At 57.4% G+C, this 23191-nt stretch carries 20 protein-coding genes; 14 read left to right on the top strand and 6 right to left on the bottom strand.

What is annotated here, in order from left to right:
- Positions 1-55 precede the first annotated feature (55 nt).
- The gene (locus tag ACR0AL_RS15330) at positions 56-1288 is read right to left on the bottom strand and encodes a urate hydroxylase PuuD (protein WP_170362091.1); all 1233 of its coding nucleotides are present in this window, start codon (positions 1286-1288) and stop codon (positions 56-58) included.
- Between the two features lie 101 nt (positions 1289-1389).
- On the opposite strand from ACR0AL_RS15330, the gene ACR0AL_RS15325 reads away from it, so the two are divergent.
- Positions 1390-2307 (top strand): LysR family transcriptional regulator, encoded by a 918-nt coding sequence (locus tag ACR0AL_RS15325; RefSeq protein ID WP_170350890.1) that lies wholly within the window; start codon positions 1390-1392, stop codon positions 2305-2307.
- Between the two features lie 8 nt (positions 2308-2315).
- Here the strand turns inward: ACR0AL_RS15325 and uraH are convergent, their stop codons facing one another.
- Positions 2316-2669 carry a hydroxyisourate hydrolase gene (gene uraH / locus ACR0AL_RS15320; protein ID WP_170413473.1) on the bottom strand — a complete coding sequence of 118 codons (354 nt, stop codon included), beginning with the start codon at positions 2667-2669 and terminating at the stop codon, positions 2316-2318.
- Between the two features lie 147 nt (positions 2670-2816).
- Here uraH and puuE point away from each other — a divergent pair, with 147 nt between their 5' ends.
- From puuE to ACR0AL_RS15305, 3 genes are read left to right on the top strand one after another with little or no spacing between them, the layout of a single operon-like run.
- On the top strand, positions 2817-4229 hold the full coding sequence (gene puuE, locus ACR0AL_RS15315) for an allantoinase PuuE (protein WP_480663700.1): 1413 nt from the start codon (positions 2817-2819) through the stop codon (positions 4227-4229).
- Positions 4226-4711, top strand: a complete 486-nt coding sequence (locus ACR0AL_RS15310; RefSeq protein ID WP_480663698.1) for an ureidoglycolate lyase — start codon at positions 4226-4228, stop codon at positions 4709-4711. The genes puuE and ACR0AL_RS15310 overlap by 4 nt, the downstream gene beginning before the upstream one ends.
- Positions 4712-4765: 54 nt before the next feature.
- On the top strand, positions 4766-6190 hold the full coding sequence (locus ACR0AL_RS15305; protein WP_170350894.1) for a uracil-xanthine permease family protein: 1425 nt from the start codon (positions 4766-4768) through the stop codon (positions 6188-6190).
- Between the two features lie 176 nt (positions 6191-6366).
- Here ACR0AL_RS15305 and ACR0AL_RS15300 read toward each other — a convergent pair whose 3' ends face one another.
- Complete coding sequence (locus ACR0AL_RS15300) at positions 6367-7236, bottom strand: bifunctional allantoicase/(S)-ureidoglycine aminohydrolase (protein ID WP_170413467.1); 870 nt, start codon at positions 7234-7236, stop codon at positions 6367-6369.
- 549 nt (positions 7237-7785) lie between these two features.
- Here ACR0AL_RS15300 and ACR0AL_RS15295 point away from each other — a divergent pair.
- The 4 genes from ACR0AL_RS15295 to ACR0AL_RS15280 all read left to right on the top strand — a co-directional run bounded on the left by ACR0AL_RS15295 (position 7786) and on the right by ACR0AL_RS15280 (position 12468).
- Positions 7786-8736 carry an ABC transporter substrate-binding protein gene (locus tag ACR0AL_RS15295; RefSeq protein ID WP_170350897.1) on the top strand — a complete coding sequence of 317 codons (951 nt, stop codon included), beginning with the start codon at positions 7786-7788 and terminating at the stop codon, positions 8734-8736.
- Between the two features lie 77 nt (positions 8737-8813).
- Positions 8814-9851: a quaternary amine ABC transporter ATP-binding protein gene (locus ACR0AL_RS15290; protein WP_170350898.1), complete on the top strand. Its 1038-nt coding sequence runs from the start codon at positions 8814-8816 to the stop codon at positions 9849-9851.
- The gene (locus ACR0AL_RS15285) at positions 9844-11433 is read left to right on the top strand and encodes an ABC transporter permease (RefSeq protein ID WP_480663696.1); all 1590 of its coding nucleotides are present in this window, start codon (positions 9844-9846) and stop codon (positions 11431-11433) included. Before ACR0AL_RS15290 ends, ACR0AL_RS15285 begins: the two co-directional genes overlap by 8 nt.
- A gap of 54 nt (positions 11434-11487) precedes the next feature.
- Positions 11488-12468: an arginase family protein gene (locus ACR0AL_RS15280; RefSeq protein WP_170413465.1), complete on the top strand. Its 981-nt coding sequence runs from the start codon at positions 11488-11490 to the stop codon at positions 12466-12468.
- Here ACR0AL_RS15280 and ACR0AL_RS15275 read toward each other — a convergent pair.
- Both ACR0AL_RS15275 and ACR0AL_RS15270 read right to left on the bottom strand, forming a co-directional pair.
- Positions 12465-13436: an agmatinase gene (locus tag ACR0AL_RS15275; protein WP_480663694.1), complete on the bottom strand. Its 972-nt coding sequence runs from the start codon at positions 13434-13436 to the stop codon at positions 12465-12467. The two genes, ACR0AL_RS15280 and ACR0AL_RS15275, sit on opposite strands and share 4 nt — an antisense overlap.
- A gap of 72 nt (positions 13437-13508) precedes the next feature.
- Complete coding sequence (locus ACR0AL_RS15270) at positions 13509-15029, bottom strand: trimethylamine methyltransferase family protein (RefSeq protein ID WP_170362103.1); 1521 nt, start codon at positions 15027-15029, stop codon at positions 13509-13511.
- Between the two features lie 182 nt (positions 15030-15211).
- Here ACR0AL_RS15270 and ACR0AL_RS15265 point away from each other — a divergent pair, with 182 nt between their 5' ends.
- Positions 15212-17647 carry a GcvT family protein gene (locus ACR0AL_RS15265; protein WP_480663692.1) on the top strand — a complete coding sequence of 812 codons (2436 nt, stop codon included), beginning with the start codon at positions 15212-15214 and terminating at the stop codon, positions 17645-17647.
- A 90-nt stretch (positions 17648-17737) separates the two neighbouring features.
- A complete protein-coding gene (locus ACR0AL_RS15260; RefSeq protein WP_170350904.1) occupies positions 17738-18709 on the top strand; it encodes a LysR family transcriptional regulator in 972 nt (323 codons plus the stop codon).
- Here ACR0AL_RS15260 and ACR0AL_RS15255 read toward each other — a convergent pair.
- A complete protein-coding gene (locus ACR0AL_RS15255; RefSeq protein WP_480663690.1) occupies positions 18706-19731 on the bottom strand; it encodes a LacI family DNA-binding transcriptional regulator in 1026 nt (341 codons plus the stop codon). The two genes, ACR0AL_RS15260 and ACR0AL_RS15255, sit on opposite strands and share 4 nt — an antisense overlap.
- Positions 19732-19869: 138 nt before the next feature.
- Here ACR0AL_RS15255 and ACR0AL_RS15250 point away from each other — a divergent pair, with 138 nt between their 5' ends.
- The 4 genes from ACR0AL_RS15250 to ACR0AL_RS15235 all read left to right on the top strand — a co-directional run bounded on the left by ACR0AL_RS15250 (position 19870) and on the right by ACR0AL_RS15235 (position 23189).
- The gene (locus tag ACR0AL_RS15250; RefSeq protein WP_170350906.1) at positions 19870-20055 is read left to right on the top strand and encodes a hypothetical protein; all 186 of its coding nucleotides are present in this window, start codon (positions 19870-19872) and stop codon (positions 20053-20055) included.
- A 24-nt stretch (positions 20056-20079) separates the two neighbouring features.
- The gene (locus tag ACR0AL_RS15245; RefSeq protein ID WP_170350907.1) at positions 20080-21225 is read left to right on the top strand and encodes a TRAP transporter substrate-binding protein; all 1146 of its coding nucleotides are present in this window, start codon (positions 20080-20082) and stop codon (positions 21223-21225) included.
- 111 nt (positions 21226-21336) lie between these two features.
- The gene (locus ACR0AL_RS15240; RefSeq protein ID WP_170350908.1) at positions 21337-21849 is read left to right on the top strand and encodes a TRAP transporter small permease; all 513 of its coding nucleotides are present in this window, start codon (positions 21337-21339) and stop codon (positions 21847-21849) included.
- 11 nt (positions 21850-21860) lie between these two features.
- Positions 21861-23189, top strand: coding sequence for a TRAP transporter large permease (locus ACR0AL_RS15235; RefSeq protein WP_058282850.1), 1329 nt, complete (start codon positions 21861-21863; stop codon positions 23187-23189).
- Positions 23190-23191: the final 2 nt, after the last annotated feature.

Raw genomic sequence — 23191 nt, 5'->3', positions numbered from 1 at the left:
ACAAAAAACTGGGTATGAAAACCCAGTTTGCCTGTCACCAATTTCTCTGTTGGTGCTATTGATCTCTGACTTCGTTGATCCACGCAACAATGGTCTGGCGTGCTTCTTCATCCATCTGAACCGCCGATGGTGGCGGCATCGCGTGGCTGATCCCGGCCTGCAGATAAATCTGGTCGGCCTGCCGGGCCACGTCACCGGGTGTTTCAAGGTAAACCTTCTTGGGTGCCCATTTCATTGTGCCATAGACCGGCTCGCGCGCATGACACATGGAGCAATTGCCCAGCACCGTGTCATACGCGGCCTCAAAACCGGCGGCTGACGCATATTTCTGTTCATATGGCGTCAGCTCGCGGGCTTCGGCGTCTTCCCATGTTTCTGTTGGCCTGACCGAAGACAGCCAAGCGATTATGACCATGAGAATGACCGTGACAGCCCAGGTCCAGTGCGGGCCTTCCCCGGTCGAGTGCATGGTGTTGAAGTAATGCCGGATGGTCACGCCTGTCAGGAAGATCAGGCTGGCAATGATCCACGAATACTCGGTTCCGAAAGCCAGAGGGTAGTGGTTCGACAACATCAGGAACACGACCGGCAAGGTCAGATAGTTGTTGTGCGTCGAACGCACCTTGGCGATCTTGCCGTATTTCGCGTCGGGCGTCCGACCGGCCTTGAGGTCTTCGACCACGATCCGCTGGTTCGGCATGATCTGAAAAAACACGTTGGCCGTCATGATCGTTGCCGTGAACGCACCAAGGTGCAAGAGCGCAGCGCGGCCAGTGAAGATCTGGTTATAACCCCAAGACATGATCACCAGGATCACGAATAGCAACAGCATCAACACGGTCGGGTGGTCGCTGAGCTTGGATTTGCACATCTGATCGTACAGCAACCATCCGATAGTCAGTGAACCGCCAGAGATCAGGATGCCTTGCCACAGCGCCAAATCCACCTTGGTTGGATCAAGCAGGAACAGCTCACCGCCGACCCAGTAGATGATCATCAGAAGGGCCGCTCCAGATAGCCAGGTCGTATAGCTCTGCCATTTGTGCCAGGTCAGATGTTCGGGCATCCGGGCAGGCGCCACAAGGTATTTGACGGTGTGATAGAACCCGCCGCCATGTACTTCCCATTCCTCGCCATAAGCCCCGTCCGGTAGGGCAGGGTTTGGCTTAAGCATGAGGTCCAGCGCGATAAAATAGAATGACGCGCCAATCCACGCCATCGCGGTGATCACATGCAGCCAGCGGACAGAAAAGGCGATCCACTCCCACATTACGGCCAAGTCGTACATGGCATTGCTCCTAAAGTTCAAAGTTCCTGTGCACTCTATGCGATAGAGGTTTGTTCTGGTATTGCTGCGAAAGACCAAGCAGTATCAAAAAATGCAAAAAAATGTCCTACTTCGATAACATCCGCACTTTTGTCCGTGTCTATGAATTGGGCAGCATGTCTGCCGCGGGCCGCGATTTGCGGGTTTCACCGGCTGTAACCTCGGCTAGGATTTCCCAGCTTGAAGAACATCTTGGTGTACGTCTGTTTCAACGTACAACGCGCAGCCTGACGCCGACAGAACAGGGAAAATCGTTTTATCGGGGGGCGACGGAAATTCTTGAAGCCGTCCAGAACGCCGAAGCGCAAATCGTCAATATCACCGAGAACCTCAAGGGATCGCTGTATATCGCCGCCCCCTTGGGGGTTGGTCGGCGTCTGATAGCACCGCAGGTGCCAAAATTTCTGGCTGAATACCCTGAGGTGAATGTTCGGCTAAGGCTGACTGATCGAAATGTGGATATCACGACCGAAGGCCTGGATTTGGCTTTCTTCCTTGGCCAGCCCGAAGACAGCAATTTGCGCATTCGAAAGATTGCTGACGTGGAACGGGTTCTGTGTGCTTCCCCGAAATACATCAAGAAACATGGGATGCCAGAAAGTGGCGACGATATTGTCGCCAACGGGCATGAATGCCTCAGCCTGCGGTTTCCCGGTGCAACTGAATTCCAGTGGCTTTTGAGAACCGAAACCGGACCAAAGCGATTCCGTGTTTCAGGGCGGTACGAGTCAGACGATGGCGACGTGTTGACGGATTGGGCCCTGGCCGGGCACGGCATCGCGTTGAAGCCGGTATTTGAGATTTCAAAGTACCTCAACGCCGGTACCTTGGTTCCGGTCGCGGTTAAAACACCACCGGAACCAATTCAAATGGCGTGTTTGTTTACCCACCGTCGTATGCAGGACCCCAAGACACGCCTGTTCATGGAGTTCATAATCGAGCGTATTGGTTCAACGATTGCTGAGACAAACACGCCCTAAAAGGCGGCTCAGCTGCCGCGATAGGTTGAGTACCCGAAGGGCGAAAGAAGCAGCGGCACATGGTAATGCGAGCGTTCGGACATCCCGAAGCGGATTGGGATTACGTTCAGAAAACGTGGATCCTCGGGCGGAGTGCCAGATGCGTCCAGGTATTCCCCGGCGTAGAAAACCAATTCGTACTCGCCCAATGAAAACTCGGCTTCGGGCAGGATTTGTTCATCCGTGCGGCCGTCATCATTGGTGACCAGGGTTTTCAGCAATGTACGGCCAGTCCCCTCAATTCGAAAAAGTTCGATTTTCAGACCCTCGGCAGGGCACCCCCGCGCCGTGTCCAGAACATGTGTAGTTAGGTAACCTGACATTTGCGCCTCTCTATAAAACTTGGAAATTACTAATCCGAATACTCCCCAAGAGGCAAAGGCTGACTGGCCGAAACTCTTTGTTGTATTTTTTGAAAAACATCGTCGATTATCTGGGGTATTCATCATTTCAAGAAGAAGGAAATTGATGTGACGCGTTATCCACGAGATATGACCGGCTATGGTGGGCAAGTGCCCACAGCCAATTGGCCCAATGATGCCAAAATCGCGGTTCAGATTGTGCTGAACTATGAAGAGGGCGGTGAAAACAACATCTTACATGGTGATGCCGCGTCCGAGGCTTTTTTGTCCGAGGTCACCGGTGCCGCCCCTTGGCCGGGCCAAAGACACTGGAACATGGAGACGATCTATGAATACGGCAGCCGTGCCGGATTCTGGCGCGTTCACCAGCTTCTGCAAGACCTCCCCATAACTGTTTATGGCGTGGCCACTGCGTTGGCCCGCGCACCGGCACAAGTTGCGGCGATGCAGCACGCAGGGTGGGAAATCGCCAGCCATGGCTTGAAGTGGATCGAACACAAAGACATGAGCCCAGACGAAGAACGCGCGCAAATCCGCGAAGCGATCCGTCTGCATACCGAGGTCACGGGCCGGCCGCCGCGCGGTTGGTACACGGGCCGTTGCTCGATGAATACAGTCGATCTGGCTGCCGAGGAAGGCGACTTTGCCTATATCGCAGACAGCTATGCCGACGATTTGCCCTATTGGACAAAGGCCGGTGGCAAAGATCAGTTGATCATGCCCTATACGCTGGACTGCAACGACATGCGCTTTGCGATTCAGGCGGGGTTCACCACTGGCGACCAGTTCGAAAGTTATCTGAAAGACAGCTTCGACATGCTGTATGCCGAAGGCGAAGCCGGTGCGCCCAAGATGCTCTCAATTGGTCTGCATTGTCGGTTGATTGGCCGGCCGGGCCGCGCCATGGCGCTGAAACGCGCGTTGGAGCATTTCATGAAACATGACGGTGTCTGGTTCGCGACGCGCGAACAGATTGCCGATCACTGGGCAAAGGAGCACCCCCCGATGCAACGCTTGACCCCTTCCGAAATGGACCAGCCCACCTTTGTTGCCGAATTCGGCGGCATATTCGAACACAGCCCATGGATTGCCGAAGGCGCGCATGATCTGGAGCTTGGGCCGACCCATGACAATGCTGCCGGAGTTCACAACGCGCTGGCGCGGGTGTTCCGTACGGCCTCTGCCGAAAAACGTCTGGGTGTTCTGACTGCCCACCCGGATCTGGCGGGCAAGCTTGCCGCAGCAGGTCGTCTGACCAAGGAAAGCACGGCTGAACAGGCCGGGGCCGGTCTGGATATGCTGACGGACGAAGAACGCGCGAATTTCACAGCGCTGAACGAGGCATACACAACCAAGTTCGGCTTTCCCTTCATCATTGCGGTCAAGGACAACACGAAAGCCAGCATTCTAGACGCCTTCCACCGCCGTATCGATAGCGACCGCGACACCGAATTTGCCGAAGCCTGCCGCCAGGTCGAACGGATCGCGGAACTGCGCCTGATCGAGAAGTTCGCGGGATGACGACCGTCCTGAATCTTCTGCCCCTGACGTCCGAGGCCTTTGCGCCATTCGGCGATGTCATCGAAGTGGCTGGTGACGTGGACAAATACATCAATCAGGGCAAGTGCGCGCGGTATCATGACCGCGCCGCACTGGATTTCAACGACGGGCGCGCAGGGATCAGCGTGTTTCAGTCCGAGGCGTTCAGCCTGCCGATCAAACTGGACATGGTCGAACGTCACCCGGATGGAAGTCAGGCCTTTCTGCCCTTGTCGGACAAACCCTTTGTTGTGGTCGTGGCGCCCGACGAAGATGGAGTCCCCGGACAGCCTATCGCATTCAAAACAGCACCGGGGCAGGGCGTGAATTACCACCGCAACACGTGGCATGGGGTTTTGACCCCTCTTCACGCGCCCGGGCTTTTTGCAGTGGTCGACCGAATTGGAACCGGGCCCAACCTTGAGGAGCATTGGTTCGAGGAGCCCTTCACAATCACAGAATGAGAAACCTAGCCGGAAGAGGAGCCGGTTAACGTCTCTCAAGGGAGGAAAGACAAAATGTCAGATGCAACCATCGGAACGCCGGAGCAGCTCCGCGATCCGAATTACTCACCACCACTTATCAAAGCGGTCCCACTGGGCATTCAGCACGTGCTGGCGATGTTCGTCTCGAACGTTACGCCAGCCATTATCGTTTGCGGCGCGGCTGGGTTTGGGTTTGGCTCGAACAGTCCCGATTTTCCGCAGATGATCTATATGATCCAGATGTCGATGTTCTTTGCGGGCGTCGCCACGTTGTTCCAGTCCATTGGTGTGGGTCCTGTCGGAGCCCGTTTGCCCATCGTGCAGGGGACATCATTCGCCTTCATCCCGATCATGATCCCGCTGGTGGTTGGAAAGGGCGTTGATGCCATTGCTGTCCTGATGGGCGGCGTTGTTGTTGGTGGGCTGTTCCATGCGTTCTTGGGGCTGTTCATCGGACGTCTTCGATTTGCGCTGCCGCCACTGGTGACAGGTCTTGTGGTGACCATGATTGGTTTGGCGCTTGTGAAGGTCGGCGTTCAATACGCCGCTGGCGGTGTGCCCGCCATTGGTACCGAGGAATACGGATCGGGCCTGAACTGGTTTATGGCCAGCACCGTGATCGTGGTCACGCTTGGTCTGAAGTTCTTTGCGCGGGGTATGTTGTCTGTGTCGGCGGTGCTGATCGGCCTGTTGGTCGGGTACGCGGTGGCATTTGCACTTGGTCAGGTGAATCTGGGTAATGTTGGCAACGCGGCTTCCTTCGCACTGCCGAACCCGCTGCATTTCGGCATTGAATTTTCGGTCGCGGCGATCATTGGCTTCTGCGCGATGTCCTTTGTATCAGCGGTCGAAACGGTGGGCGACGTGTCCGGTATCACCAAGGGCGGCGCTGGACGAGAAGCGACCGACAAGGAAATTCAGGGCGCGACCTATGCCGATGGTGTCGGCACCGCAATCTCGGGCCTTTTTGGCGCGTTGCCAAATACGTCGTTCAGCCAGAACGTCGGTCTGATCGCCATGACCGGTGTCATGAGCCGCATGGTTGTCACCATCGGTGCGCTTTTCTTGATCATTTGTGGTCTGATCCCGAAAATTGGTGCGATTATCTCATCCATCCCGATCGAAGTGCTTGGCGGTGGCGTAATCGTTATGTTCGGCATGGTGGTCGCGGCGGGTGTCTCGATGTTGTCGGACGTGAACTGGAACCGTCGCAACATGGTGATCTTTGCGATTGCGCTGAGCCTTGGCCTTGGATTGCAGCTTGAGCCCGGTGCTTTGCAGTATCTGCCCGGCACATTAAAGGTTCTGGCCACCTCGGGTATCCTTCCCGCCGCCGTCATCGCGATTGTTTTGAACCTGGTTCTGCCCGAGGAACTTTCGGACGAGGCAACCGAAGAGGTTTCAGGTGGTATGGCGGGTCACGGTCAGGGGTCGATTGGACATGACGATCACGTCTAATGATGCCTGAAATGGCATTCCACGCGACACAGTAAAAAAAGCGGCGTGCCGAGGTACGCCGCTTTTGTTTGTTCCTAAATCCTACTGTCAGGATCAGATTTGAGGAACCAGAGGCCGAACGACCAAGCCGCCCCGAAATCAAGGTGGCCCATCGTATGTTCCTGGCTATATAGTTGCTATTTAGCCGCCGTACTGAGGCGCTTTTGCTGAGGGTAGGCAACCGATCCCGGTCTCAGTGCCATGTGTCGATTTACATCCTTGTAAAGAAGATACCGGAACTTGCCCGGACCACCTGCGTAACAGGCCTGGGGGCAAAACGCGCGCAACCACATGTAATCGCCGGCCTCAACCTCGACCCAGTCATTGTTCAACCGATAAACAGCTTTTCCTTCGAGGACATAGAGCCCGTGCTCCATCACATGCGTCTCGAGGAATGGGATGACTGCACCCGGCTCAAACGTGACAATCGTGACATGCATGTCGTGACGCAGGTCACTTGGGTCGACAAACCGTGTTGTGGCCCATTTGCCGTCTGTGCCGGGCATGGTTGTCGGCTCAATATCGTTTTCGTTGAGGATCAGAACATCGGGCTTATCCAGCCCTTCGACCGCCTCATAGGCTTTTCTGATCCAGTGGAACCGCAGCGTTTCTTCAGCGTGGTTGTGCAGCGTCCATTCACTTGCACAAGGCAAATAGGCATAGCCACCAGGGGTCAATTCGTAGGTTTCGCCTTCGACGTTCAACGTCGCTGTTCCTTCGACAACGAACAAAACGCCTTCGGCCTCGGGGTCGACCTCAGGCCGGTCAGAACCCCCGCCCGGCTGCACCTCCATTATGTATTGCGAGAATGTTTCGGCAAAGCCGCTCAGCGGGCGCGAGATTACCCACAAGCGCGTGTCGTCCCAAAACGGCAAGAAGCTGGTCACGATGTCCCGCATTGTGCCTTTGGGAATGACGGCATAAGCGTCCGTAAAAACAGCGCGGTCAGTCAACAGTTGGTCCTGCGCGGGATGGCCCCCGTGCGGCGCGAAATACTTGGTGTTCATGTATGCTCCTGAAGAATAACCGTTTGCTCTAAAATATGCGCCAGTGACATCCATCGACCACCCGCAAAGAGGCGACAGCTCTATTCGAAAAGATTTGAAAGTGCCCGTTGATGCACTGCCAGGACCAAGCAGTATTGCTAAGCGACCCTGAAGGGTTGGCTATTCTGGCGGCCATGACAATTGATCTTCCGGTTGGGGGCAGGTCCAACCCGCAACCGTTTCATGGTTATCATCACGGTGGTTTTCTTCCGAAATAAAATCGACAAAGCTATGCCAGAAGCCTTCATGCGAAAAATTCAGGCGTCACAGCCATTCAATTTGCAAAAAAGCGAAACTAACCTACGATAATATCGTATTAAGGAAATTGTCGCGCGAAGCTCTTGATGGGCGGCGTGCTGGCATGTTTGAATTTTCGGGCAATCCCGGAGTAGCAAGTCGTTTACCTAAGAAGACAGGTAATTCGGCTTTCCGGCATTTGTTCGAAAGGTGCGTCTCGGTCAGACCGGGGACAACAATAAGCACTAAAGACGACCAACATGGAGATATCAGATGAAAAAATTTGCAACGCTACTGGGAGGCGCATCAATGGCGATCGCCGGGCCTGCTATGGCCGCGGACATCGTGATCGGTGTGCCGAACTGGCCATCGGTGAATGCGACAGCGCATATCCTGAAGGTAGCGATTGAACAGAACCTCGGGCTTGAGGTCGAACTGCAGAACGGTACCAACCCAATCGTTTTCGAGGCGATGGATTCCGGTGCGATGCATGTTCACCCCGAAGTTTGGATGCCGAACCAGCAGAATCTGCACGACACTTATGTGACCGACAAAGGCACCGTTGCGTTCAACCCCAATGGTGTTGAAGCGTTCCAGGGCATGTGTGTCGACAAGGCGACAGCGGATGCCAACGACATCCGTTCGATCGACGATCTGACCAACCCCGACATTGCCGCGCTGTTTGACAGTAATGGTGACGGCCAGGGTGAAGTATGGATCGGTGCGCCGGGTTGGGCCTCGACCAATGTCGAGAAAATCCGGGCCAAGTCATACGGCTACGATCAGGTTATGGAGCTGACCGAGATTGACGAGACCGTCGCCTATGCGAACCTCGACAATGCGATCAAGGCAGGCGACCCATGGGTCGGGTTCTGCTACACGCCGCACTACGTGTTTGCCCTGCACGATATGCAGATTCTGGAAGAGCCGGCCTATGACGCGTCCAAGTGGAATGTGCTTCAGCCAACCGACGATCCGGATTGGCTTGAAAAGTCCGAGGCCGGTGTAGCCTGGGATCTGGCCTATTTGCACCTGCACTATGCAAAGGCGCTTGAGGATGAATATCCCGAGGTTGCCCAATTGCTGGCCAACATGAAGCTAGATACCGATTCGGTTTCCGCCATGACCTATGCGCTGGTGATCGAAGGCAAAGAGCCTGCTGCCTATGCGGAAGAGTGGGTGGCAGCCAACGAAGATGCCGTTTTGGACTGGATGTCACAGTGAGTGACGCCAATCAGGGCTGAAACTCGGACAGGCCGCCGGAGTTGACCGGCGGCCTGTTCTGCATCGAAGGGACAAAAATGACAGAAACAGTCGTAAAACTGACGGATGTCTGGAAGATCTTTGGCGCACGGGCCGAAGAAGCCATGACCGCAGTGCGGAACGAGGGCATAGGAAAGCCCGAAGTTCTGGAAAGATTTAATTGTGTCGTGGGTGTGCAGGGTGCCACCTTCGAAGTGCCTCGGGGAGAGATTTTCTGCATCATGGGCCTATCGGGCTCGGGCAAGTCGACGCTGGTGCGGCACGTGAACCGCCTGATCGAGCCGACCGCAGGCAAGATCGAAATTCTGGGGCACGACGTGTCCAAGATTTCCGAAAATGAACTGCGGCGCATTCGGGCACAGCAGATCGGGATGGTGTTCCAACATATGGCGCTGATGCCGCACCGTTCGGTGCGCGATAACGTGGCCTATCCGCTGGAAATTCGAAAGGTTTCCAAATCGAAACGCTGGGCGGTTTCCGATCACGCGCTGGGTCTGGTGGACCTGACTGGATATGAGGATCGCCTGCCCAAAGAACTGTCGGGCGGTATGCAGCAGCGGGTGGGGATTGCCCGCGCGTTGGCTTCGGACCCGGAAATTCTGCTGATGGACGAACCGTTTTCGGCCCTTGACCCGCTGATCCGCTTGCAATTGCAGGATCAGTTCAAGGCGTTGGTGGCGCAGTTGCAGAAGACGACATTGTTTATCACTCACGATCTGGATGAGGCCATTCGCATCGGTCACCGGATTGCGATCATGAAAGACGGCGTGATCGTTCAGATCGGCACGCCGGAAGACATCGTCATGAACCCGGCGGACGACTATGTGCGCGAGTTTGTACAGGGCATCTCCAAGCTCAAACTGGTCAAGGCGCATTCGATCATGGAACCCATGGAAAGCTATTCCGGCCCGACCGAGGGCGCGCCACGTGCAGACGAAGGGGCGGATCTGGATCAGTTGATCGACCTGGCCGTCAATACGGATATGCCAGTGATCATCACTGACGCGGGCGCCGATGTGGGCGTTGTGACCAAACCGCGCCTGCTGCGCGGAATTCAGGGGGGCAAAAATGACTGATGCAACCACAGAGGTCAAAGTAACGGCCGCCTCAGATATCGAGGTCGACCGCGAGGCGCTGGACCAGTCCATTCACGATTTCGTCGGGCCGAGCGGTGATTACTATGTCAACGCGTTCCACAAAATCCATGACGCAACCAGCCCGGTTCCGAACACGTTCAACCTGTGGGCAGCGGTGCTTGGGCCTTTCTGGTCGGCGTCGCGCGCAATCTGGGGCATGTTCTGGACCTTCCTGATCCTGGAAATCATCGCGTGGGTTCAGATCGGTAGAGGTGCCTGGGGTAACCCCGGGGCCGACTTGGCCGAGCGTGCCGAGCGCCAGCAGGCCCGCGCGAACGAGTTGCTGGAACGGGCTGGGGAAGCCACGGAAAAGGCCGACATAGACCGATTCACCAAACTGGCTGAAAACATCCAAAAGGCCGCCGATACCAGCTTTGAAAAGGCTGCTGCTGCACAGTCCGAGGCTGTGGGTATTATGGTCACTGGCCTGCTGATGCTGCTGGTGTTCAAACTGGTGCAGGGGTTTTACGCGGATCGGGTCTATGAAAAGCAGTATTCGAAATGGCGGACGGATCCGGCCAGTACGGAAAGCGGCCGTTCCACGCGCAACACAGTGATGGGTGCCATTCTGGTGGCCGCGATTGCGCCATTGATCGTCTATAAGTTCACGGTGAACGCTTCGTTGCCCCTGTTGGATGCCTTCCCCGAGGAACAGGTGTCCGAGATCATTTTGGGCCCGGGCGAGGGAACGCTGTTTTCTAACCTGGCCAGTTGGATGGAGGCGAGGATTGACGCTGCTGCCGCTGCTGGGGGAGACGTCTTTGACGGGATTGTCGCCGGTGTCCGTTCGGTTCTGGATGCGTTGACGGTGGCGTTGATCGGGTCGCCGTGGCCGGTTGTGATGCTGGTCATCTGCGTGACCGCATGGCGTGCGGCGGGTCCGCGCGTGGCGATCTTCACCGCGTCTTCGCTGGCCTATATCGCCTTGCTGGGCTACTGGGATGTGGCGATGGAGACAGTGGCCCTGGTTGGGGCTGCGGTTCTGCTGTGTGTTGTGTTCGGCATCCCGCTGGGCATCTGGTTTGGCAAGTCCAAACGCGCCTATCGCGCAGCGGAACCTGTGCTGGACTTGATGCAGACGCTTCCGGCCTTCGTCTATCTGATCCCGATCATTGCCTTCTTTGGCACGGGTAACCCGCCGGGCATTCTGGCCACGATCATCTTTGGCATGCCACCGGTGATCCGTCTGACTGCGCTGGGTATGCGCGGGGTTCCGGAAAGCATCAAGGAAGCGGCCGTCGCCTTTGGCGCGTCCAAATGGCAGTTGCTGAAAGATGTGGAAATCCCGCTGGCCTTGCCGTCCATCATGACCGGGGTGAACCAGACCATCCTGATGTGTCTGTCGATGGTGGTGATCATCTCGCTGATCGGCGGTGGTGGTTTGGGCAAGGAAATCCTTGAGGCGCTGCAATACGCCGCCAAGGGTCCGGGCCTGCTGGGCGGCTTTGCAATCCTGTTCCTGGCCATGGTCATGGACCGGATCGTGCAAGGGGCCTTCCGGCGAGAAGACGAGAAACTCTGAACATACTCGCCCCCGGTTTCCGCCGGGGGCGTTTTTCTTTTACCGGGGACAACAATGACAGACCGTTATGAACAATCCATGATGGAAAACCTTTACTGGTGGGGGGTGCCCACCCTGTTCCGCTGCCCGAATGTCGGGCCTGAAGGGCAGGATATCGCGCTGGCTGGCGTGCCCCATTCCACCGGCAATGGCACGACCGAGCGGGATCAGCATCTCGGTCCGCGCGCCTTGCGCCATGTCTCGGCCGTGCAGCGCCGTGTTCATTCGCTGTTTGGGATCGATCCCTGGAACACTGCGCGGATTGCCGATGTGGGCGACGTGCCGTTCCCCAGGGCCAATGACAACGAGGACTGCATCGAGCGCATCACGCAGTTTTACAAAGATATCGATGCAGCCGGTGCGCGGCCTGTTTCGGTGGGTGGCGATCACTCCATAACGGGCGGGATCGTGCAGGCGCTGGGCCGGGGCAAGCTGGCGGGCGGTGAGCCGATTAGCTTTCTGCATCTGGACGCCCACACGGATGTGTTCACCAAGGTCGATCATTTTCTGGGCGCCAAGAAATCGGCAGCGCATTGGGGGGCTTATCTGGCCGATCAGGGACAGGTCGACCCGACCCGGTCTATGCAGATCGGACTTCGTGGCCATCCACGCAGCCTGGACTGGCTGCAGCCTTCATACGACTATGGGTATAACATCGTCACCATGCGCGAATTCCGCCAGCGCGGGCTTGCAGATGTGGTGGCACAGACCAAAGAGGTTCTGGGTGACCGCCCGGTCTATATCACCTTTGATCTGGATTGCCTCGACCCGACAGTTGCGCCTGCGGTGTCCAATCTGGAACCCGGCGAAAAGGGGTTCGACATTGACGAAGCCGTCGGCATTCTGCACGCCGCGCGAGGGTTGAACATTGTGGGCGGAGACGTCGTCTGCATGATGCCCACCAAGGACAGCCCCAACAACATCACCGCCCTGACAGCAGCAGCGGTGATGTTCGAGATGATCTCGATGATCGCTGAGAACGTCAGTGGGGCCTAAGGTCGCCGCGCATCCACTGCCTGCGCTAGCACGCAGAGCAGTTCGAACATCAGCGAAATACCAAGCCAGGCTGTGCCGCCCTCGGGATCGAAGGGCGGCGCGACCTCGACCAGATCGGCCCCGACCAGATTGACGCCAGCCATCTTGCGAATGACCTGCTGCGCCTGAAAACTGTTCGGTCCGCCGATTTCGGGCGTGCCGGTGCCGGGCGCATAGGTCGGGTCGACGAAGTCGATGTCATAGGTGCAATAGGTCGGTGCCGTTCCGACAATACTGCGCACTTCGGTCATGACGTCGTCGATGCCGCGATCGAACAGTTCCTCGATGCGGATGATGCGGATGCCCTGCGCCTCGCCCCATTCGATGTCTTCCGTGTTATAGGCGGTACCGCGAATGCCGACCTGAACAAAACGTTTCGGGTCGACCAGTCCTTCTTCGACCGCGCGGCGGAACGGGGTGCCGTGGGTGAACTTATGACCACCGAAATAGGTGTCGAACAGGTCGGTATGGCTGTCAAACTGGATCAGGCCAAGCGGGCCGGATATGGCCAGCGCGCGCAGGACGGGCAGGGTGGTCAAGTGATCCCCTCCAGCGGTCAGGGGGGTGATGCCGCGATCCTGCAAATCCGAGTAGAACGCGGTCACCCGCTCCAGCGTATCCCCGATATCCACCGGGTTCGGCGCGACGTCGCCGAGATCGGCGCAATTGACCATTGAGAATGGCGCGACCCCGGTCACCGGGTTCATCGCGCGGATCATTGTCGAAAAATCCCGCAGCTGACGCGGACCATGCCGCGCGCCTGGGCGGTTGGTGGTGCCGCCATCCCAAGGAATGCCAACAAGACCCAGTTCAACCTCGGCAATGCGGTCGTGATCCAGTGTCATGCTGGGCAGCCGCATGAAGGTGGGAATGCCGGCGAACCGGGCAAGCTCCATCGCCGAGACCGGCTGAAAAAACGAATTGGTCATGAGGTCCCCATTCTCTGTCGGTTGTGGGTGAGCCTAGCGGCAGAATTGTCGATTGAAAATGGTCTGGCGCGATCAGATCAGAATGCGAAAGCGTTTGCGGATTTCGGCATCCTGAGCGTCGGTCAGATACTTCGGATGATGCTTGGCCAACACCTCTTTGGCCTTTTCGCGTGCCGCCGACCAAGCGTCTGGTGCGCCTTCTTCCTGCCACGTGCGCGGCTCGTTCCTATCGGCCAGATCCGGGTAGAAGTAATCCCGCTCCATCGCCGCGTACGTATGCGAACTGCCCAGAAAATGACCGTCTCCCAGAACCGAATGGCAGATCGCGTCGAAGCCCAGGTTTTCCTCAGTCACTTCGATCCCACGCAACGCCCGGTAGGTGTGCGAGTGCATTTCGTTATCCAACACAAAAGCCTCGAAACTGACACCCAATAGCGAGGCAGTCATGCCCGAGCTTTCATAGATCAGGTTGCCCCCGGCCAGTGCGGCAGCCAGCGATGTCATCCCCTTTTCCGCGCCGTATTGCGCGTCGATGGCCTTTGCGTCGGCCATCGACGCCGCGACACCCGAGGGCAGACCCAGCCAGTTTGTGATCTGCGCCGAGGCGGCGTTCAGGATGGCGGTTTCACCGCTGCCCCCGGCAAACGAGCCGGTGCGCAGGTCCACGATGAAGGGCCAGTTGGAAAACACCATCGGAAAGCCGGGCTGGATCGCGTTGACCATGACCAAACTGGCCAGTGTCTCGGCCAGCGATTGCGCCAGAAACCCCGCGAGTGTTGCAGGGGCGGTTGCACCTGCTTGCGCTGCGGTGATGCAGGACATGGGTATGTTGTTTGCGATACATTCATAGACCACGTCCACAGCATCTTCGCCGAAACGCAGCGGAGATATTACCGGGCTGATATGGGCCTTCAGAAAGGGGCGTTTTGCGAACTCACCCGGCCCGCCGGCCACGATATCCAGCATCTCGACAATCGGGGCGACATTCTCGGCCAGCGTGAATGAAGTTGCCACTGGTTTGGTCGTGTTGCGCACCAGTGCATAGACTGTGTTGATGTCCAGATCACGTACATCCGGCAGGTCGGTTGCCACACAACAGCGAGTGAACCAGCTGACATTGGCCAACGTGTCCTGCAACCGCGCGAAATCATGCAGATCAGCCAATGTCGAAGGCCGGTACAGACCGGTATCCATGTCCAGGGTCTGTACGGCGGCTCCTCCGGTGCCAAAGAACACGCGGTCGCCGCCAACCTGAATGGATCGGGTTTCGTCCCGACCGTGGAGGGTGAATGTCTTGGCGGCGCCCTGGATTACGCGCTCTACCATTTCTCGTGGAAACACCAACCGACCCTGTTCACCCGGCTGCGCACCAGCCGCCCGCAGATCTGTGGCCAGCCGATCCGGCACCTCGCCCATGCCCAATGTTTCCAGCAGGCGCAGGGCGGTGTCGTAGATTTGTGTGATCTCGGGCTGCGTCAATGGCTTGAACGCGCCGCCCTTTTGACCGGGCGGACAGGGATCGATCACAGGCTTGGCCGCGCGCTGCGCATGCCGGGCCCGCCGACCGCTTCGTTTAGCACCTTCCGAGGACATCCCTTTCCTTTCCCGCGCGTCTTTCGGAAACCCTAATCGGCAAATCCAGTCTACGGCAAAGGGGATTTGCGAATTTCAAAATCCTCAATCGCAGTTTCGATTTTTCAATACAGTCGATGCCTCTGTTGTCGGCTCAGCCCTTTTTTCCGCAAGACTTGTCGGGGACAAGAGGGAGCAGAGCCATGAAGTCGCGCACCAAGGTCGTTGTCATCGGCGGCGGGATCGCCGGATGTTCGACGCTGTACCACCTGACGCAAGAAGGGTGGACGGATGTGGTTTTGGTCGAGCGGAACGAGCTGACCTCGGGCACGACATGGCATTCGGCGGCACAGGTTACGAATTTCGGCATGAACCAGACAATGGTCGGTCTGAAATCTCATTCGATCCGGTTGTATAAGGAACTGGCCGAGGACCCGGATTATCCGATCAACTATCATCATGGCGATGGTGGTATCCGTCTCGCCAACACGCAGGCCCAGATGCAAGGCTATCGCCATTTCGCATCGATGGCACGCGGGATGGATGTGGAATTCGAAGTGATCGACGCCGAGGAATGCGCCCGCCGCCACCCTTTGATCTCGACCGAGAACCTGATTGGCGGGCTGTGGGATCCCATGGATGGAGACATCGACCCGGCCCAGCTGTGTCAGGCGCTGGCGCGCAGGGCGCGCAAAGCCGGGGCCGAGGTGTATCGCAACACCCCCGTTACGGCCTTGACACAACACAGCGACGACACTTGGACCGTGCATACCGAACATGGCGACATCGACTGCGATGTTGTGGTGAATGCCTGCGGCTACAGGGTTAACGAGGTTGGCGCGATGATGGGGGTTCACCATCCGGTCGCGTCGATGGAGCATCAGTATTTCCTGACCGAAGAAATCCCGGCCATCCGAGATGCGGGGCACCGGATGCCTCTGCTGCGCTGCCCGATCAGCGACTATTACTGCCGACAGGAAAAAAACGGGCTGCTGCTGGGGTTTTATGAGCAGGATTGCAAGACCTGGGGGATGGACGGGATCGACCCAAACTTCGTCAACGCCTTGTGCCCGGATGATCTGGACCGGGTGACTGACGTGCTCGAAGGCGCGTTTGCCCGAATGCCCGCACTGATGGAGGTCGGGGTTCATACGATTGTCAACGGGCCGATCACTTATACCATTGACGGCGCGCCTTTAGTTGGGCCGATCCCCGGCAAACGCAATGCGTTCTGTATCATCGGGTTGCGTGCGGGGTTGGGTGAAGGGGGCGGCCACGGTTGGCTGCTGGCCCAGCAGATCGTGCATGGAGAGGCCTGTTATGACACTTGGTGTCTGGACCCGCGCCGATTCACGGGTCATGCGAATGTGGAACTCACGGCGCTGAAAGCAATTGAAGACTATCAGAACGAATTCCGGTTTCACTTCCCCCATGAACACCGCCCTGCCGGACGACCGGCCAAGACGACGCCGTTAACGCCGGTGTTGGCGGCAGAAGGGGCGGAATTCACCGTGGTCAACGGGTGGGAAAGGGTGGAGTACATCAGGCCTTCCCCCAGCTTTTCTCCGACGCTTAGTTTCGATTTTGACGAAACCTTTGATCTGGTCGCGGCTGAGGTGGCAAATGTGCAAACCGGCGTCGGGCTGGCCGAGGTGAATGGTTTCAACCGGATCGAAATCACGGGTGCGGATCGGCACGCCTTTCTGGACCGGATGTTCTGCGGCACCGTAACCCGGCGCGAGGGCCGGGTGGGGCTGGGGTATTTGTTGAACCATCACGGCATGGTCAAAGCCGAGGCGACCGTTGCCAACCTGCCGGCCAGCGATCGGGGGGCCGCCCGTCTGTGGTATGGCTCGGCCGCCGCCAGTGAATTTCACGACATGGATTGGCTGGCCCAGCATGTTCGGCCTAGCGAGGACGTTCAGCTGCGCAGCCTGACCAGCGATCAGACCATTCTGGTGCTAGCTGGCCCGAAAGCCCGCGATGTACTGTCTGCCTGCGCACGTGGCGATTGGTCCGCTTCGGCGTTTCCGTGGCTCAGCGTGCGGGAATGTTTTGTCGGGATCGCCCCGGCGATGGTTATGGGTATCAGTTTCTCGGGTGAGCTGGCTTATGAAATTCACGTGCCCAACGCCTCGCTTTATGCAGCCTATCTGGCATTGCGTCAGGCTGGGGGCGCGTACGGGTTGAAACTGTTCGGCGCGCGGGCAGTGGAATCCATGCGCATGGAGAAGAGCTTTCTACATTGGAAGGCCGATCTGATCACCGAATTTGACCCGTTTGAGACGGGGCTGGATCGCTTTGTGAAGCTGAACAAGGGTGAATTTATCGGGCGCGACGCATTACTGAAACGGCAGGCAGAGGGTGCGCGCAAAAAACTGGTTGCTCTGCAGGTCCACGCAACACAACAGCCTGCGCATCCCGGCGCGTCATTGATGCAAGGTGAGCGTGTTGTGGGCACAATTACCTCGGGCGATTGGGGGCACCGCACCGGGCTCAATCTGGCACATGGGTTTGTCGATCCCGAACTGGCCGATATCGGGGCTGAAATGGAGCTGGATTCCTGCGGTCATCGCGTGCGCGCTACGGTCATACCGCCGTCACCCTACGATCCGGGATTCGAGCGGATGCGAGAGTAATTCCAGCCCGTCAGTCGACTTCACCATTGCCGCCAGCGCAAAACTTTGCTTGGGTTCGTTTCGAAGAAATCGAAACATTGGGTGTTTGCGGTGTCGAAATCTCTGAGCCTTCGTTGGCTGGAAGTCTTCCGGCTGGTGGCCAAATCAGGGTCGATCCAACAGGTCGCATCCGAGACGGGGCTGTCGATAAGCACCGTCTCGAACCATCTGCGCAGTCTTGAGGGCGCGTTGGGTGTCGATCTGGTCGATCACGGGCGCCGCCCGATGGGTCTGACCCCTGCGGGTGAGGTTTTCGCGCGATATGTACGCGATGGGCTGACCGTGCTGAAACGGGGAGAGGCTGAAATCCGGTCCGGCAACTGGCAGCATGCAACAGACCTGCGGCTGGCCCTGATCGACGATTTCGACAATCAGATCGCGCCGGATTTATTCCGCTTTCTGGCTCAGGCCCTGCCGCGATGCAGTTTCCGCCATTATACGCGCCCTAGTCACGAGATCATCGCCAACCTGCAAGAGCATAAACTGGACGCTGGCGTCGCCACGCGGCCTTCGGAACGGACGGAAGGGCTGATCGAATACCCGCTGATGCGCGATCCGTTTATTGTGATCCTGCCCATTGGATATCAGGGTACACCCGAAGATCTGCTGACGCCTGATGCAGAGTTGCCTCTGCTGCGCTATTCACGCGACCTTATGATCGGCAAACAGATTGAGATTCAGCTGACCCGCAGCAAATACAACCTGCCCAACCGGTTCGAATTGGAATGCAATCACTCGATCATCGGGCTGGTTGCCGAGGGTAGCGGCTGGGCAATTACGACCGCCGCCTGTTTCCATCGCGCTCAGAGGTTCCACGACAGTCTTAGGGCGATCCCGTTTCCGGGGCGGAACTTTGTGCGCACCGTGTCGCTGTTCACAACCGAGGTGTATCCCGAAACAACCTCGAAACTGATCCAAAAGGTAATGGCGACGCTGATACGGCAGCATTTCACCGACCCCATGAGTGCGAGTCATGCCTGGCTAAAAGATGATTTCCGCACCATGGAGGCCGAAGCCGCCTAGCTGTTAACAGGCGGCCCGAGGGATTGGCCCTCTACGATATGTGTGTCTAGCCGCTTACCGCTGCCACCTGCCTGGTTTTCAAGCATTCCGATCAGCTCTGATGCGGCCCTGCGACCCATTTCCCGGTGCGGGACGTGTACGGTTGTCAGGCGGGGCGTGACAATCCGGGCCAGCTCGATATCGTCAAATCCGGTGATGGAGACATCCCCGGGCACACTCAATCCCATTTCCTGCGCCCGATGCAGGGCGCCCACGGCCAAAACATCGTTGCCGCACAGGATCGCGGTGGGCGGCATATCCTGCGCCATCAAGCCCGAGAAAGCCGCGGCCCCGTTTTCAATCTCATAAGGGGTTTCGATGATAGTCAGGTCTGACAATGTCAGATCATTCTGTCTGACCGCATCCTGTACACCTTCGATCCGCAGGCGGGCGCGATCATTGCCTGCGCTGATGCCTGAAATCACGCCGATCCTTCTGTGGCCCAAACCGATCACACGGTTTGCCAGTTCGGCCATTGCCGCACGGTTGTCAAAGCCGATACAGGGAAGCTGCCCATCGGGCAGGTATGACCAAGCGACCAAAGTTGGAATTTTCCATCGCTCAAGGTTTTCGTAAATCTGCGGTTTGCGGTCATGTCCGATCAACAGCAAGCCGTCCGCGCCACGCGCGACCAGCGTTCGGATCTGCTCTTCCTCGATCTCCGGTTTGTAGGCCGAACTTGAGACCAGCAGCGTATATCCGTGCTGGTGCAATTCTTCCTGAAACGCCTGCAGGCCACGGGCGAAGATGGCGTTCTCCATCGTCGGAATAATCGCACCAATCGTCGAGGATCGCTTGGCTGCCATCACGCGCGCAGCAAAGTTTGGCACGTAACCCAGCGCGTCTACAGCTGACTGAACGCGCTGGCGCGTCGCCTTGACCACCTGATCTGGGTTGTTGAGGCAACGTGATACGGTTGCGGTCGAAACGCCAGCCAGTTTGGCCACATCATCCAATGTTGGCGCCGATCCAAGTTTCGACATTTTCAAATCCGCCATTCACTTTTGCCAATAAGTCTAAACTTAACCGGGTCGCAAGGAAAGCCGTTATGTAAGCGCTTGCATTTTTTATGTAAGCGCTTACAAATGAGATCGGGCCGATTCCAAAGGGAGTCCTGAGAAATGTTTCTGACCGCATCCATCATCGTGTTCGTCATCTATTTTGCGAACGTTGCCATGGGGGCATTTGCGGGCAGCGCGTTTCTTGGGGACGTAGGAGAGATGTTGGTCCTGTTCGCGGCGTCGATCCTGTTCGTTGTCGCAATTCTGAAAAGGGAAGCTGACCGCGACGCAGAAAGCGACGGCTGACTTTTTTGCTTGGGAGGGCAATTAATGAACAACGACAAAAAAGAACTGGCCTCGGCAGAGCGCCGCAATTTCCTGAAGCTCAGCGCTAGCGGTGCATTCACTGCTGCACTCGTGGCCGGAGCAGGCGGCGTGTTGTGGTCATCCGAAGCGGCAGCGCAAACCGCAAAAGAGGAAAAAGAGCGTGAAAACGCTGCGGATCATGTGATGACGATCGCCACGGCCTATGTGCTGGGCGCGTCGCGCAGCTATCCGATCATGCAGCTGGATCTGAAGGAAAACATCCAGAATGCCACCAACGGCAAAGTTTATGTGAAACTGGCGCCGGGTGGTCAGTTGGGTGCAGGCGGTTCGCTGGTGCAGAAAGTGCAAGGTGGCACCATTCAGGCCGCGCAACATTCGCTGTCGAACTTTGCGCCTTTCGCGTCCACCGTTGACCTGATTAACATGCCGTATCTGTGCGGCTCGAACCAGCGTTTCACCAACCTGGTGCATTCCGAAACTTGGAAGAATGAGGTCCATCCCAAGGTCGAGGCCGCCGGGTTCAAGGCGCTGTTCTATGTGGTGATCGACCCGCGTGTCGTTGCGGTGCGTCAGGGCGGGAACCCCATTGTCACACCAGCAGATATGAGCGGCGTGAAGTTCCGCGTGCCGGGCTCAAAAATGCTGCAACAATACTACCGGATGGTTGGCGCGAACCCGACGCCGGTGGCCTGGGGTGAAACACCTTCGGCAATCAAACAAGGCGTGGCCGATGCGCTCGATCCGTCGGTCGGCGCGCTTTATGTCTTTGGGTTTAAAGACATTCTCAGCAACGTGACCTTCACGCAGGCGGTGCCGGACAGTCAGGTTTATTCCTGTAACCTGGAATGGTTCAACTCGATGCCTGCGGATGTGCAGGAAGGTATCATGTGGGGGGCGGAAATGACCAGCCACCAGAACCTGTCCAAAGTACCCTCGGCCCGCGCCTTTGCCATGGCTGAACTGAACAAGGCCGGTGTGCAATTCCAGTCGCTGACCGACGATCAGTTGGCCGAGTGGAAAGATGTCGGTGGCTATCAGCGGTCGGAATGGGATCCGTTCAAGACCGAGTTGGCCGGATCAATGGACAATTTTGAAAAGCTGGTCGAAGCGGCCGGAACGCAGGGCAAATACTACGTCCACGACGCGTAATACCAAGCCGACGGGCGCAGCCAACGTGCCCGCTATCATCCTTAGCAGTCAGGCCGAAACCGGCCCGTAACAGAAGGCCAACGCCTGACTGCTCTTTTGTCGAGGGATACGATGACCGTTCTTCAAAACATAGACCGCAACGCCGAACGCTGGCTGCTGCTGGTGTTCTACGTGATGCTGGTGATTACAATGGCCATCGAGGTTCTGCGGCGAGAGATTTTCGCGTTTTCCTCGATCTGGGGTGAGGAAATCGTTCGCTATTCCTTCATTTATCTTGCATGGATCGGGGCTGCGGCTGCGGTCCGGGAACGCGCCCATATCCGCATTGACGTAATCATGCATTACCTGCCGCAACGACCCAAAGCGCTGTTGTATATCTTCGGTGACCTTGTGATGTTCGTCGTGGCGATCATTGCACTTTACTGGTCGTTCGAGGCGGTCCACGTTTCGGCCAAGTTCGGCTCGGTGACGGACGGGCTGCGAGTGTCCAAGGTGTGGTTCCTGATGGCGGTGCCCACCGGATTCGCGCTGATGATCTGGCGTCTGATCCAATCCTTCCTGCGTGATTTGAAATCGCTTCGTGACGGCACGCCCGTTTTCGAAGGCGACAAGCTGTTTGACTGAGGAGAAACAGGATGCTCTGGAATTCCCTCAATCAAACCGTTGAGCTGGGCTGGGATTTTTATCTGCCTGTAATCATGTTCGTGGGCCTGATCGCGCTTGCGGTTCCGGTATGGGCCGCGATTGGTACGGCTGCGATTGTCATGCTGATTATGTCGGGCGACCTGCCGCTCAGCCTTGTTGGCGAAAGCCTGTTCACCGGCATCGACGCTTTTGCGCTGACCGCCGTGCCGCTGTTTATCCTGACCGGCGACGTGCTGGTGCGCACCGGGCTATCGCGCAAGTTTCTGGATGTAGCCGAGGCGCTGACCTGTTTCGCCAAGGGCGGTTTCGGATCCGCCACCGTTTTGGTCTGCGGCATGTTCGCGGCCATTTCCGGCTCGGACGCGGCGGGGGCTGCCGCAGTGGGCCGCATGACCATCAACCGGCTGGTCGAAAGTGGTTATCCGCGCCCCTATGCCTGCGCGCTGGTGGCCGCCGGTGCCTGTACCGGTATCCTGATCCCGCCCTCCATTGCTTACATCATCATCGGTCTTGTGTTGGGAATTTCCGCCTCGACCCTGTTCTTGGCGGCGTTGATCCCCGGTCTGGCCATTCTGGTGTCGATTCTGGTCACCAACATCATCATGAATCGCCTCTATGCCTATGAGGGCGGCGGCATGATGACCATGGGCGAATGGCTGGCCAATCTAGGCAAAGCGCTGAAATCCGGCTGGTACGCCTTTATCGTGCCAGGCATTATCTTTTACGGTATCTTCTCGGGGCGTCTGACCCCGACCGAGGCCGGCGCCACCGCCGTTGTTGTCACTATCATCATGGGCTTTATCCTGCGTACGCTGACGCTGGCCGATTTCCCCTCAATGCTGGTCAGTTCCGCCAAGGTGAATGGCGTTATCCTGCCCATCATCGCTTTCTCTGCCCCCTTAGCCGAGGCGCTGGCGATCATGGGTGTGCCGCAGGGGTTCGTGGCCTCGATTACATCGTTGACCGATGACCCCTATCTGTTGATCCTGCTGATGATCGGCATACTGATCGCCGCTGGCTGCGTCATGGAAACGACACCGAATATCGTCATCCTTGCCCCCATCCTCAAGCCGTTGGCGGACAATATCGGCATGAACGAAATTCAATTCTGTATCATGATGATCACCGCGTTGGGTGTGGGTTTCATTACCCCGCCTCTGGGCCTGAACCTGTTTGTCGTATCTGGCATTACAGGCGAGTCCATTCTGAAGATTGCCGCACGTGCTGTGCCTTTCGTATTAACGATGCTGATCGTGGTTTTGCTGATCGCGTATGTCCCGGCGGTGTCGACCACTTTGCTACCTGAAATCTACCAATAGGA

This window comes from Ruegeria sp. BB1, from assembly GCF_056539465.1.
This window is presented reverse-complemented; position numbering and strand designations above follow the sequence as displayed.